The sequence below is a fragment of the Kiloniella sp. genome (assembly GCF_048270245.1).
GTDB lineage: Bacteria > Pseudomonadota > Alphaproteobacteria > Kiloniellales > Kiloniellaceae > Kiloniella.
On sequence record NZ_JBLWTH010000004.1, the window covers coordinates 356936 to 369230 of the forward strand.

The 12295-nt window shown below is 45.0% G+C and carries 14 protein-coding genes and 1 tRNA gene; 9 read left to right on the top strand and 6 right to left on the bottom strand.

Annotated elements, in window-relative coordinates; genetic code table 11:
• Window positions 1-89: 89 nt before the first annotated feature.
• Window positions 90-857, top strand: a complete 768-nt coding sequence (locus ACN0W5_RS11915) for an NAD kinase (protein ID WP_299377646.1) — start codon at window positions 90-92, stop codon at window positions 855-857.
• Window positions 858-1037: 180 nt separating this feature from the next.
• Here ACN0W5_RS11915 and ACN0W5_RS11920 read toward each other — a convergent pair whose 3' ends face one another.
• Window positions 1038-1274 carry a DUF1127 domain-containing protein gene (locus ACN0W5_RS11920; RefSeq protein ID WP_417454316.1) on the bottom strand — a complete coding sequence of 79 codons (237 nt, stop codon included), beginning with the start codon at window positions 1272-1274 and terminating at the stop codon, window positions 1038-1040.
• A 142-nt stretch (window positions 1275-1416) separates the two neighbouring features.
• Between ACN0W5_RS11920 and ACN0W5_RS11925 the strand changes: the two genes are divergently transcribed.
• From ACN0W5_RS11925 to ACN0W5_RS11935, 3 genes are all read left to right on the top strand, one after another.
• Complete coding sequence (locus tag ACN0W5_RS11925; RefSeq protein ID WP_417454317.1) at window positions 1417-2415, top strand: transcriptional regulator GcvA; 999 nt, start codon at window positions 1417-1419, stop codon at window positions 2413-2415.
• Between the two features lie 435 nt (window positions 2416-2850).
• Window positions 2851-2921 (top strand) — tRNA-OTHER (locus tag ACN0W5_RS11930).
• 132 nt (window positions 2922-3053) lie between these two features.
• Window positions 3054-3578, top strand: a complete 525-nt coding sequence (locus ACN0W5_RS11935) for a gamma-glutamylcyclotransferase family protein (protein WP_417454318.1) — start codon at window positions 3054-3056, stop codon at window positions 3576-3578.
• Between the two features lie 56 nt (window positions 3579-3634).
• On the opposite strand, the gene ACN0W5_RS11940 is transcribed toward ACN0W5_RS11935, so the two are convergent.
• The 3 genes from ACN0W5_RS11940 to ACN0W5_RS11950 form a co-directional block, all read right to left on the bottom strand.
• Window positions 3635-3970, bottom strand: coding sequence for a PilZ domain-containing protein (locus ACN0W5_RS11940; protein ID WP_299377654.1), 336 nt, complete (start codon window positions 3968-3970; stop codon window positions 3635-3637).
• Between the two features lie 257 nt (window positions 3971-4227).
• A complete protein-coding gene (locus ACN0W5_RS11945; protein ID WP_417454319.1) occupies window positions 4228-4953 on the bottom strand; it encodes a competence/damage-inducible protein A in 726 nt (241 codons plus the stop codon).
• A gap of 44 nt (window positions 4954-4997) precedes the next feature.
• A complete protein-coding gene (locus ACN0W5_RS11950) occupies window positions 4998-5447 on the bottom strand; it encodes a YtoQ family protein (RefSeq protein ID WP_417454320.1) in 450 nt (149 codons plus the stop codon).
• A 197-nt stretch (window positions 5448-5644) separates the two neighbouring features.
• Between ACN0W5_RS11950 and ACN0W5_RS11955 the strand changes: the two genes are divergently transcribed.
• Together ACN0W5_RS11955 and ACN0W5_RS11960 are read left to right on the top strand one after the other, a co-directional pair.
• A complete protein-coding gene (locus tag ACN0W5_RS11955; protein ID WP_417454321.1) occupies window positions 5645-6013 on the top strand; it encodes a DUF2946 family protein in 369 nt (122 codons plus the stop codon).
• Between the two features lie 143 nt (window positions 6014-6156).
• A complete protein-coding gene (locus ACN0W5_RS11960; RefSeq protein WP_417454322.1) occupies window positions 6157-7587 on the top strand; it encodes a PepSY-associated TM helix domain-containing protein in 1431 nt (476 codons plus the stop codon).
• A 73-nt stretch (window positions 7588-7660) separates the two neighbouring features.
• Here the strand turns inward: ACN0W5_RS11960 and ACN0W5_RS11965 are convergent, their stop codons facing one another.
• Complete coding sequence (locus ACN0W5_RS11965) at window positions 7661-8905, bottom strand: MFS transporter (protein WP_417454323.1); 1245 nt, start codon at window positions 8903-8905, stop codon at window positions 7661-7663.
• A 156-nt stretch (window positions 8906-9061) separates the two neighbouring features.
• On the bottom strand, window positions 9062-9676 hold the full coding sequence (locus tag ACN0W5_RS11970; RefSeq protein WP_417454324.1) for a hypothetical protein: 615 nt from the start codon (window positions 9674-9676) through the stop codon (window positions 9062-9064).
• 263 nt (window positions 9677-9939) lie between these two features.
• On the opposite strand from ACN0W5_RS11970, the gene sfsA reads away from it, so the two are divergent.
• The 3 genes from sfsA to radC all read left to right on the top strand — a co-directional run bounded on the left by sfsA (window position 9940) and on the right by radC (window position 12250).
• A complete protein-coding gene (gene sfsA / locus ACN0W5_RS11975; protein WP_417454325.1) occupies window positions 9940-10641 on the top strand; it encodes a DNA/RNA nuclease SfsA in 702 nt (233 codons plus the stop codon).
• A gap of 83 nt (window positions 10642-10724) precedes the next feature.
• Entirely contained in the window at window positions 10725-11531 is an 807-nt protein-coding gene (gene map / locus ACN0W5_RS11980) for a type I methionyl aminopeptidase (RefSeq protein ID WP_417454386.1), read from the top strand.
• 35 nt (window positions 11532-11566) lie between these two features.
• Window positions 11567-12250, top strand: a complete 684-nt coding sequence (gene radC, locus ACN0W5_RS11985) for a RadC family protein (RefSeq protein WP_417454326.1) — start codon at window positions 11567-11569, stop codon at window positions 12248-12250.
• The last annotated feature ends 45 nt before the right edge of the window (window positions 12251-12295 follow it).

Genomic DNA, 12295 nt, shown 5'->3' on the forward strand with positions numbered 1-12295 from the left:
TGTCAGTCTATTGTTATTATTTATGAAATACACATCTGTAATGTTTGTGATGTTTTACGGAAAAGGTTGGCTGCCATGAGGCAAAAACGATGAGCCGAAAACGTGTTGCATTTGTTGCCTCTGAAACAGAAAGAGCAACGAATGCATTGGAATGCCTAGAAAACAAATACAAAGCTGTTTCACCTGACGAAGCGGATGTGATCGTCGCGCTTGGTGGAGACGGGTTCATGTTGGAAACATTACACCAATTTATAGGGCTGGACATTCCTATATACGGCATGAACAGGGGCACAATTGGTTTTCTTCTCAATAAGTATAACGAAGATCAGCTTGATCAACGTATTGAAAGAGCCGTGAAGGTTACATTGCATCCCTTGCGTATGTCCGTTGAGACAGTGAGCGGTCAAAAATTTGAAGCCCTGGCCATCAATGAGGTTTCTCTTCATCGAGATAGTCGACAAGCCGCAAGTATAGGCATAGACATCGATGGTATCGAACGCATGCAGGAATTGGTATGCGATGGCGTCATCCTATCAACGCCAGCGGGCAGCACAGCTTATAATCTGTCTGCTCATGGGCCTATCGTTCCTATCGGGGCGTCACTGCTTGCTATGACACCCATTAGCGCCTTTAGACCAAGACGTTGGAGAGGCGCCCTTCTTCCAGCTTCGGCAGAAGTTACGTTCAGAACCTTGGACACAGAAAAGCGCCCCATTTCTGCAACGGCTGACTTCACCGAAATTAAACACGTCAAACGAGTCAGTGTTCGTCAGGACAATAGCGTCGATATGAATCTTCTTTTTGACGAAGAGCACAATCTGGAAGAACGCATTATCCGCGAACAATTTCTTCCCTAAGCTGCCAGCCTCCCCTTTTTAGGCGTTTGGTCTGTCTTTGAATTCACACAAAGCCAAAAACTTCAAAAGCCCGTCAACGGCTGTCGGCGAGCAGTTAACGGACTTTATAAAGTTCCAAAAGGAAAGTGCGCTATCTTCTAGAAAGAAGAACCCGATAGCGCGGTCGGGGCAGGGTAATTTTTAGCTAACCCAGAAAGGCTTTGATGCTTCACGGAATGCAGCCTGAGCCGTAATTCCCATATCCTGTAACAGATGGGCATCGGCATCACGAAGGCTGGCACGTTCATTTAAACGTTCTTGCCATGTAACCAACTTCTGGATGACGCTTGCAATTGGGGCCTTCAAAAAAGATACATCCTGCTTGCTCTTTTGCAACAGACCAAAAGTATAGGTTTTGTGCATTGTTACATTTGCCATAACAGTTCTCCTTATCCGAAATAATATGCCTCAACGGGCAATTGTTCTCTGTGTTCTTTGATACAGCTAAAATATGACCGTTTGATTTCAATCTCAAACGATGATATTTCATATATCGGATTAGATTTTATAATGTGAATTCATGCTTAGACCTCTCCCACCTCTAAATGCCTTGCGCGCGTTCGAAGCAGCAGCCAGACAACTCTCCTTTACCAAAGCCGCACAAGAGCTTTTTGTGACGCAAGCAGCTGTCAGCCACCAGATCAAATCACTCGAAGACCATTTGGGGATTCAACTTTTCCGCCGAATGAACCGCCGCCTAATCCTTACGGATGAGGCGCAGATTCTGTTACCCGCTGTCAGTGAAGCTTTCGACATTATTAAATCAACTACGCAGAAACTTTATGATGGTGGGGATCGCGGAACCCTTAAAGTCTCTGTCATGCCATCCTTTGCAGCAAAATGGCTATTACCACGACTGCCAAAATTTCGCCGAAAGCACCCTGAAATCGACATTCTTGTTTCGGCAACCATTACAAAAAGTAATTTCTCTCGCGATGATGTGGATTTAGCAATCCGATTTGGCGCAGGGCAATATCCCGGTTGCCGCGTTGATAAAATGATGGAAGACGAGAGTCTTGTTGTTTGTAGCCCCCACCTTCTCAAAGGATCCCTACCTTTACGCACACCCCATGACCTGAAGTATCACACGCTACTTCATGACGATGTGGGCGAAGAACCTTTTGCCGTTAACTGGCGGCGATGGTTGCATATTGCCGGTGTTACAGATATCGACCCAGACAAGGGTCCCGGGTACAATGATTCCAGCTTAATCTTACAAGCAGCAATAGAAGGACAAGGTATCGCGTTGGGCCGCACATCCCTTACTTATGACGACCTAAAAGCAGGCCGATTGGTTTGCCCCTTTGGCCCCAGAACCCCCTCAACATACCAATACTACGTTGTCACACCGCAAAGCACGTCTGAGATCACCAAAATCAAGGCTTTCCGTGAATGGCTTCTTGAAGAAGCCACGGCTGATGACTTTGTTCCCAATGTACAGATCGACCTGGATAGAGCGAAAGAAAGAGGCGAAATTGGCACTGATCATGTCACCCCCAATAAAAATGAAAAAAGCTGATCGTACTTCTAATTTGTGTTTCAGAATCATATCTTTGCTCATTTGAGTGAAGTCATACTCCATTTCAGAAAAAATCAAAAAAAATTTTAAAACCTAAAAACGAATCATTGACACAAAGCCGCTTTCGGGCGAGAGATTTCCCCACAGAGTGTCCTAGACAACACGTGCGGACGTGGTGGAATTGGTAGACACGACGGACTTAAAAAATTGAGTGCCTTTGGGGAAACCCAGAGAGTAGAACTGCTCAAATTCGGGGAAAGCTTAGATCGCAAGATAATGCCAATCCCGAGCCAAGCCCAAGACTTGAAAAAGATTTGGGAAGGTGTAGAGACTAGACGGGCAGCACCTACGACAAGGATCAGTGAGTTAGGCCTTGTTATGGTGAAGGGATAGTCCAGACCACAAACGCGCGGTGTTTACACCAAAGGCGTGGCAGCGAAAGCTGTAGATGGTATGAAAATCCGTTGGCTTCGGCCGTGCGGGTTCAAGTCCCGCCGTCCGCACCACTCTTCTTTTTGAGAAGAGACCGTTGCTAGAACATAATTTTGCTCTCCTTTGAAATTTTGCTTTGTTTCGTTTTTCAAAGAGAGCTTTATTAAAAACAAATCTCCAGAACACCAGAATGCCCGAGCTTCAAGATGCATGACAACACCTTACCACTTTTCTTCTTTGGCTCGTTGATGGATCAAGATGTCCTTGAAATTGTTTTGGGCAAAAAGATTGATGTTCAAAACCTCAAGCAAGGCGTACTCCTCGGATATCAATGCGAAAAAGAAGCAAAAGAAAGCTATCCTGTACTCATCCCAAGCCCAGGAAAGCAGGCAACCGTGCTGATCGCAGAGTCTCTATCGACAACAGATATCGACCGTATTCTTTTTTATGAGACAGGCGAATATGACCTTGTTCGCTTCAATCTGTTAGTCGACAAAGAAGAAAGTACAGCCCTGGGCTTTGCAACAGGCGACGGCATCACATCATCGGGGGAGCGTTGGCATCTGAATGTCTGGCAAAAGAAAGACAAAGCAGCGTTTTTACCCCTAGCTGAACGCTTTATGGAAGCATACGGAACAATGACGCTACCTGAAGCTCTCATTTTTTGGGATCAACTCGTTGTGGAATTCGACCAAGACAAAATGGCCCCTAGCTCTTCGATAGCAAGCTAACAAAAAAGCTCTTCGCAATACGAAGAGCTTTTATAATCACGGTCCATCGTTAACGGTTAACTATGCAACACCCGCATGTCATCGCTATTAAGAAAACCGGACAACCGTTCTGCTATTTTTTCAGGTGAATTTCTAAATTTTAATCCAACTTGAAGCCCGTGACGCCACATTACTTCACCGCCAAAATGAACAGACCCCGGCAGAATAAGCGTAACTTCACTATTCAACGGAACAGTATCTGCGAGTTGTACTTTGACGCCAGTAACTGACACATCCACAACCTCACAGCTCGTAGATAGCTCAGGACCAAACTTTAAGCTCCCGCTCAACGCGGCCCCAATACGCGCCTTACCGCGACGCTCTTCTACACTTGCCTTTAATGCATCTTGCATTTCTATCGATCCCCCGTCGACTTCATTGCATTTCCATAAAATCCCATATAATTCAAAATGAACCAAGTATGGAAAAATTACAAGAGAATAAACAAGCCAAAGGCAAATAGCTCAATAATATTGATGCATTTAAAGTAATATTTAAGGTTAATATGCTTAAGTATAATTCTGGGCAAGACCCTTTTATTCTTCTTTATAACTGCCGAGAAAACCACTTATGCTCAATACTACAAAAAAGTCGCCATCACTTCGGCATGTCACGTATAGTTGTTAAGAACAACATCAACGTCTTTTTCACATTGCGTCAATAAATCTTCATTTGTTGATCGCATCACAATGCGCACCCCCGTACCTCCTCGCCCCATAAATGGATAGCTACCGACATCAACATCAGGGTATTTTTTCTGAATATCACCAAGGTCTTTGGCAATTTCCCCCTCCTTTGCATGAGACGTCAAAGTCCTTGAGATCATGGGTTTGCCCCCCGTCAGCCCCGGTGATAATTTTGAAAACATGGATTGCATGATCTTCGGAACACCAGCGAGAACAAAAACATTTTCAATCTGGTATCCCGGCGCAACAGAGATATCATTTTCAATGAGGCTGGCCCCTTGAGGTACATGTGCCATACGCAGGCGTGCTTCAGTTAACTGATCTTCGCCATAAAAAGCTAGCATAGCTTTATGTGCATCGGGATGTAGGATCAAAGGAACATCAAAAGCATCTGCAACACACTGCGAAGTTATGTCATCATGCGTAGGACCAATGCCGCCTGTCGTAAAAACATAATCAAAAGTACTTCGCACTTCATTTACCGTGTGCATTATACGCTCTGGAATATCAGGGACAATTCTGGCCTCTTCCATTCTGATCCCGATTTCGTTCAGCTTTTCACCAAGAAAAGCAAGATTAGAATCCTGAGTTCTTCCCGAAAGAATCTCATTCCCGATGATGACCAGACATGCCGTGTATATGCGTTCCATTGTATTGCTTAAGCTCTCTTCGTTATAATCAACAAGTTATTGGATCAAAGTTCCCCTCGGATTACATATTTTAAAACCTTCACAACTTCTTCGGGCGTTCTGGTCACAGCAAGCGCCGCAGCATCAACTTCTTTCAAAGCATGTTGGTGGTCCGGTCCGTGCATAGTGATCAACGGCTTTCCCAGTGCAGATGCGTATCCCGCATCAAAAGCTGCGTTCCATTGTTTATATTTCTCGCCAAAGCAAACAACAACGACATCGGATTTTTCTATGAGCGTACGGGTGCGAATTGCGTTTACTTTTGCACCTTTATGATCATGCCAGAATTTATCATCTTCTGCCCCAAGGATAGCGACACCGCAATCATCAGAAGATGCGTGATCAGTCACAGGCGCAGAGATTTCCACAGGCAAGTTTAACTCTTGTACCTGTTGCTCAATCTCTTCACGCCAATTTGTATGAATTTCACCTGATAAATATATCTTCCAGCTCATAACAGTTTTAATCCTTACAACAAATAAAAAGGGAAATAATTAAGAGATAAAATTGTACCCAGAAAACCAGCACAAAACCCTTTGTAGGCTACAAAGAATGCACCATAGGAACAACAACCTTCTCTGAATTACGATAAATTTAACATTGTCCAGTCACCTAAATCTCGACTATAAGCGGAATAACCGAAGGACTATCAATGAACTGGCAACCAGCTACAGCAATAAGGAAAATAGTAAAGCTTGTGCTTTTACTACAGTTCCTTGCTGTCTCATTGATTCCACAAGGGATGATGACCCGTTTTGCCGACGATACTCTTACCCTAGTTATCTGCACCCCCGAAGGCATCAAAGAAATATCTGTTCCTCCGGATGGCGAAGAAAAAGTAGAGAGTGGATCTAGCTGCGTATTTTCCCTACATGCTGATCAACATTTCGCCACACTCACGAAATTCGTAGAAGTCGCTGTTTTATCAAAAGCATCTACGAACAAAATCTCTGATAGCCATCTAACGGAACTCGCAAGGCACTTAGCCTATGGGTCACGGGCTCCCCCAAAATTCTCCTGAGTTAAAATCATCTGTTGGCTAGGGAAGATTACTGGCAAGGGATGTCCAACAAGACGCCCGCCACAAGTCTTTACTTATTATTAGCCCTACGCTCAGCACTAAAAACCATTATCTCGTACAATGAGAATACTCAGGAGTTTGTCATGTCAAATATGACAGCAGATACCCCATCCATGAACGATCATGAAACAGACGTTTCATCCACAACACTATCTCAAAAATTTTATCGAGCCGCTTGGCGTTGGCATTTTTATGCGGGCCTGTATGTTATCCCATTTCTTCTGGTACTTGCCGTAACTGGTTTGATCATGGTGTATTTCAATTCCATTGAAACCCGTTTCGGTGAAAAGCTTTATGTAACACCACGAGCGGAAATGGTGCTTCCCACAGAGCAGCAAAAAGCCGTAGCCCATGCCTATCCCGGCAGCGCTATCACACAATATATCCCGCCCTCGGCCGCTGATCGGACCAGTCTTTTCACTGTTAACGTTGACGGTGTGAAAAATCTTGTCTCAGTTGATCCTTACACCGCAAAAATTGTTGGATCGGTTGAGAAAGATTCCACATGGTTTTATTTCGCCAGTGACATTCATGGTAGCCTGCTTATTGGCGACCTAGGTGATCGCCTGCTCGAAATTGCGGCAGGCTTAACCATCTTGCTTATTACAACTGGGCTGTATCTCTGGTGGCCGCGAGACGGCAAAGGGTTAAAACGTGCTTTGATACCAAACCTCTCTGGAAGTGGTCGAAGCTTCTGGAAAGAACTTCACGTTTCTATTGGCTTCTATATTTCCGTGATTTTGGTCTTCTTTCTCATTTCAGGCTTATCCTGGACCGGTATCTGGGGCGGTAAATTTGTACAAGCCTGGAGTACCTTCCCCGCGGAAAAATGGGATAACGTTCCCCTCTCCGATGAAGTCCATGGCATGATGAATGACGGCGCAATCAAAGAAGTTCCCTGGGGGATTGAACTAACAAAAATGCCCCTGTCCGGTTCTGATACAGGTACTATTGGGATTCCGGAAGGTTATGCAATTAACCTGAATTCCATGGTCGTTCTCGCCCGCGGCATTGGTTTTGACAAACAGTTCCGTATCAACCTCCCCGGGTCATCAACAGGTGTTTACACAATTACCGCGGACTCTTGGGACGGAGACACAGAGACCCCAACCAATGACAGGACAGTGCATGTTGATCAATACACTGGTAAAGTTTTGGCCGAAGTCGGATACGAAGATTATTCTCTGATGGCGAAATCAATGGCCGTTGGGACTGCCTTACATCAAGGAGATATGGGCTGGTGGAATACAATTCTCAACGCCCTTACTTGCCTAGCTGTAATCTTTCTATGTATCAGCGGTATTATCATGTGGTGGATACGTCGCCCCAAAGGTGCTGGAAGGCTCGTTGCTCCTCCCCTTCCTCAAAACCTACCACTCTGGAAAGGTGCCGTGTTTATCATGCTCCTTCTCTCACTGGCTTTTCCTTTGGTGGGGCTTACGCTTCTCGGAGTACTCGCAATAGATCTCTTGGTTCTCTCCCAACTACCTTTCATGAAACGTGCTTTTAACTAAGCCAAAACAGCGAAGGGAGGCTCTCGAGCCTCCCTTTTCTTAATCTACCCAGACCTTACCAACGCTCAAGTTCTTAGGCAAACTTCCTTCTGGCCAAGAATTGTCTTTGCGCGCACCAAAGACAAAATGTTGCAAACACGCACCACAGAATGCATCCCAGCACGACAACTTCTGGCGAGACCTCCCTGTCAAACAGCCACCCAAAAAGAGCAGGAGATAGAGCAGAAGCGAGAACAGACACAGACATCGCCATTGCCCTTATCGCCCCAATATGTCTGGTTCCATAAACCTCGGCCCAAATTGCGCTTGTCACTGTAGATCCAAAGCCAACTGAAATTCCAATAAAACTCATGAACAAGGTTGCCGCGTAAAGATCTTGAGATACCCCTAGGAACAGCAATCCAATCAAGAAAACAGGGATATGAACAACCAATAACCTCAACGCACCAAAACGATCAACTAAGGCCCCCGCCATAACAGCACTAATAGTAATCATCGCGGCATAGACCGTGAAATTTCCGGCGAACCATGCCATAGACCACCCCTTACTGGTGACGATATGAATTTGATGAAAAAAGATACCTGTCACAATAAAGGCTAAAGTTCCCAGACCGGGCAACATTAAATAAAACCCTTTATCCCGCAGAACATCGCGACGAGACCACTGTTTATGATCATCACGACCAGCAGACGCCAAGGCCTGACTTTTAATCTGCTCATTCATGCGCGCATCTCGCTCACTGTGCCCGCGCAAGAGCAGAAAAACCAAGGGCATAAGGATGAGGCCTAAAAAGCCAGCATTCAAAATCCAAGCATCTCGCCAGTCCAACAAACTCAGCATCCAGATTGTTAGTAAAGGCAAGCTCGCCTCACCAAGAGAAAGACCTAACGATGCTATCGAAATAGCCCGCCCTCTATTGTCGTGAAAATAACGTGCCATCGCGGTTACAGATATGTGGCTCATAAGCCCCTGACCACACAATCGAACCAGAAAGAAAATAGGGAAGATCAAATATGGCAATCCAGAGGGTATAAAAGCCAAACCCAAAGTAGCTGTGCATAACCCCAAGATCACCAAATAGCTATACGCCCGCAAATCCATATGGTCGATCTGCTTGCCAAACCATATCACTGCGAACCCACTAATCAATGTCGCAAAAGAATAAAAAGCACCAAAATCGCCGTGGGACAAATTCAGATCGGTTCGAATTTCTTCACTGAACAAAGAAACATAGAATGTCTGACCAAAGCTGGATGCAAAAGCCACCACAAAGCCAAAGGCCAAGAACCGTGCATTGGTCAAAATAAAATTGAACATGGGTTACGCCCATAACAAAGGGATAATGATGATCAAAAGAGAAGATGTCAGGAAGAAGACAACAGTCTGAGAATAACCAGAATTAGCAGGTTAACAAGATTTCATCATTCAAGATGAAGCAAAACCAACACATATAATCACGCCGTCAAATAACCTTTAACGCTGATAGTACCCTTTTGTCTTCATGCAGCGGTTAAAGTGAATAGCCTGCCTTTTTTTAACGTCTTTCTTATCAATGCTCTGACGAAGATTTAAGATGGATGATGTTCCACCACCAAGACTATCCCCAAAACTGCCTCCGCGATCATCTTCAATTCGTGCATCGTGCGCGACAAGACCTTTCGCATAATAATGGCAGGAAGCGACATCATTTTCATAATCAACTTCTGTTTTCGGCGTTTCAGCAGAATACAGTTTGCCGTCCGGTGCCTTAATAATCGGTTGTCCTTGTGTCGGGGTTTCATCCGGAGCTTGTGCGGGTGTAGAGGATGGTTCTGCAGAACCATAAGGATAACTGTTCGTTACGGGTTGGTCACTGATACTCAGACCACCATCTGTTTCATTCACAGTCCCGGTAACATTCTGATTGATAACTTCGTTTGAATTTCCACTCGGCGAATTTCCACTGGGTGGAATTGCCAATGTCGAAGGTGCCGATGTATAGGTTTTCGTCTGCTTTTCGGGCGCCGCTTGTTCACTCTTACCACCAAATGCACACCCTGAAAGCAGAATAGCAAGAGCAGAAGCAGTAAGAACAAAACGGCAATTCATAAAAATTCTCCCGATAAATTGGTGGGCAATAAGATGGGTAAGTAAACACCTGCGTTTTAACAGGTTTGGCTCAGATAATAACAGCGAACAAAATGTTAACAACAACTTGTACTGGCTTCCAGATCTTTGGCAAGTGTTATAAATGGCACTTGAGGATCTTTTAAGAAAGTTCAACCTATCTTATAGATCATATGTGAGTTCTTTATTAATTCCCCTTGCAAAAAAAAGTGCTGAACGATTAAGGTCGTTTAAAAGAGGATCTTATGAAATTTGACGCCCCCCTAATCCCCGGAAAACTGATTAAAAGATATAAACGTTTTTTAGCTGACGTAGAGCTGACAGATCGCACAATAGTGACTGCCCACACAACAAATACGGGATCAATGCTCGGTCTTGTCGACGTTGGATCAAACATATGGCTTTCAGAATCAGACAATCCTAAACGAAAGCTGAAATATACTTGGGAGATCGGTGCGGCAGGAGAAACTGCCGTGGGCGTTAATACATCTGTTCCCAACAAACTTGTATTCCAAGAAATATCTGCTGGGAATATTCCGCGTCTCACGGGATACACAACAATAAAACGAGAAGTTAAATATGGTCACAATTCTCGTATAGATGTTTTTTTACAAGCAGAAGACAAAGCCGATTGCTATGTGGAAATCAAATCCGTGACCCTGAGCAGAGTGCCCGGTATCGCAGAATTTCCTGATGCTGTCTCCGCAAGAGGCACAAAACACCTGCAAGAGCTAGGGGACATGGTAGAATCAGGGCATAGAGCCGTCATGTTCTACCTTGTACAAAGAAGTGACTGCACTGTACTTGCACCCGCTAAGGATATTGACCCTGTTTATGCTGATGCTTTGAAAGTAGCAATGACACGTGGCGTTGAAGTTATCATCTATAGTTGTGATGTCACACCAGAGGGAATTCACTTGGATAAGGCGCTTGAGCTAGGTATATAAACATTAAATATCGTAACACTGAAGACAGTTCGTGAATAATCGACGTAACTGTAAGACACACTAGAAATGGAAGAAATAACGTGATCGAAAATCTGACACGTGAAGAACGACAATTTGTAACCTATACAGAAGAAGACTTTGCCGGAATGCGCAAAGCCGGGCGATTGGCCGCAGAAACCTTGGACTTCATCACACCGTACGTACAACCAGGTGTGTCCACAGGGAAGCTGAATGATCTCTGTCACGAGTTTATTATATCCCATAACGCGGTCCCCGCCCCACTGAATTACAAAGGCTTCCCAAAATCAATCTGCACATCCGTCAACCATGTTGTCTGTCACGGCATTCCCGGCGAAGACAAGGTTTTGCGTGATGGCGATAGCCTGAATATAGATGTAACGGTTATTTTGGACGAATGGCATGGCGATACCAGCCGCATGTTTTTTGCCGGAAAACCAAACGTCAAAAGCAAACGCCTGAGCGAAGTAACCTACGAATGCCTCTTGCGTGGGATTGAAGTAGTCAAGCCGGGCGCTACGCTTGGCGACATTGGGCATGCAATACAAACCTATGCCGAAGCAAACCGTTTTTCTGTGGTCGAAGATTTTTGTGGTCACGGCATTGGCCGCAGCTTCCACACACCACCCAGCATTTTACATTATGGGCAAGCCGGAAAAGGGGCCCGTTTGTTAGAGGGCATGATCTTCACCATTGAGCCCATGATCAATGGGGGCAAATACGCCGTCAAAGTCCTCAATGATGGCTGGACAGCCGTAACTAAGGACAAATCTCTTTCAATGCAGTACGAGCACACTCTGGGTGTGACCTCAGATGGCTGTGAAATTTTCACCCTATCCCCCAAAGGTTGGCATAAACCACCATACGATTAAACACCCTATAAATCTGGATAAACTCAGGCATTGGTTTGAAAACAGAAAAGCCACATTATCATGGTCATCGCGATAGGCTACGTCAACGCCTGCTGGAAAAGGGTGCTGAAAGCCTTGCTGACTATGAGGTGCTTGAGTTCCTTCTTTTTGGCGTTAATCCACGGGGCGACACCAAACCTCTGGCAAAGAAACTCATTGAAACTTTCGGGTCTTTAGCCGAAGTCTTTTCGGCGTCACCTGAAGAGCTCAAAAAAGTTACTGGTGTAGGTGATGCAGCCGCGTCACTGCTAAAGCTAATTCCCGAAGCGGCTCGCCGCTTAACAAAGGATGCCATTCTTGATCACCCTGTGATTGATACATGGGACCGCCTTATCGAATATTGTAAAATCGTTATGGCACGGGAAAAAATAGAACAGTTTCGATTGCTTTTTCTAGATCGGAAAAATCGTCTTATTACTGATGAAATTCAGCAAAAAGGTACAATTGATCACACCCCCGTCTATCCACGGGAAGTTGTTAAGCGTGCTTTGGAACTAAATGCCTCTGCCCTGATCATGGTCCACAATCACCCCAGCGGCGACCCCTCCCCATCACAAGCAGATATCGCGATGACAAAAGAAGTCAAAGAAATCTGTGGCAAGCTTGGGATCGAACTACATGATCATCTCATCATCAGCAAAACGGGAAACAGCAGCTTTCGCCATCTTGGGATTCTGTAAAACAGTGCTATCCTAATAAAAAAGGCCACCTTTCGGCAGCCTCTT

What these genes read in the sequence shown, in the direction of transcription:
- ACN0W5_RS11915 (WP_299377646.1), top strand. Translation starts at nt 90, where the DNA reads ATGAGCCGAAAACGTGTTGCATTTGTTGCCTCTGAAACAGAAAGAGCA.
- ACN0W5_RS11920 (WP_417454316.1), bottom strand. Translation starts at nt 1,274, where the DNA reads ATGGCAAATGTAACAATGCACAAAACCTATACTTTTGGTCTGTTGCAA.
- ACN0W5_RS11925 (WP_417454317.1), top strand. Translation starts at nt 1,417, where the DNA reads ATGCTTAGACCTCTCCCACCTCTAAATGCCTTGCGCGCGTTCGAAGCA.
- ACN0W5_RS11935 (WP_417454318.1), top strand. Translation starts at nt 3,054, where the DNA reads ATGCATGACAACACCTTACCACTTTTCTTCTTTGGCTCGTTGATGGAT.
- ACN0W5_RS11940 (WP_299377654.1), bottom strand. Translation starts at nt 3,970, where the DNA reads ATGCAAGATGCATTAAAGGCAAGTGTAGAAGAGCGTCGCGGTAAGGCG.
- ACN0W5_RS11945 (WP_417454319.1), bottom strand. Translation starts at nt 4,953, where the DNA reads ATGGAACGCATATACACGGCATGTCTGGTCATCATCGGGAATGAGATT.
- ACN0W5_RS11950 (WP_417454320.1), bottom strand. Translation starts at nt 5,447, where the DNA reads ATGAGCTGGAAGATATATTTATCAGGTGAAATTCATACAAATTGGCGT.
- ACN0W5_RS11955 (WP_417454321.1), top strand. Translation starts at nt 5,645, where the DNA reads ATGAACTGGCAACCAGCTACAGCAATAAGGAAAATAGTAAAGCTTGTG.
- ACN0W5_RS11960 (WP_417454322.1), top strand. Translation starts at nt 6,157, where the DNA reads ATGTCAAATATGACAGCAGATACCCCATCCATGAACGATCATGAAACA.
- ACN0W5_RS11965 (WP_417454323.1), bottom strand. Translation starts at nt 8,905, where the DNA reads ATGTTCAATTTTATTTTGACCAATGCACGGTTCTTGGCCTTTGGCTTT.
- ACN0W5_RS11970 (WP_417454324.1), bottom strand. Translation starts at nt 9,676, where the DNA reads ATGAATTGCCGTTTTGTTCTTACTGCTTCTGCTCTTGCTATTCTGCTT.
- sfsA (WP_417454325.1), top strand. Translation starts at nt 9,940, where the DNA reads ATGAAATTTGACGCCCCCCTAATCCCCGGAAAACTGATTAAAAGATAT.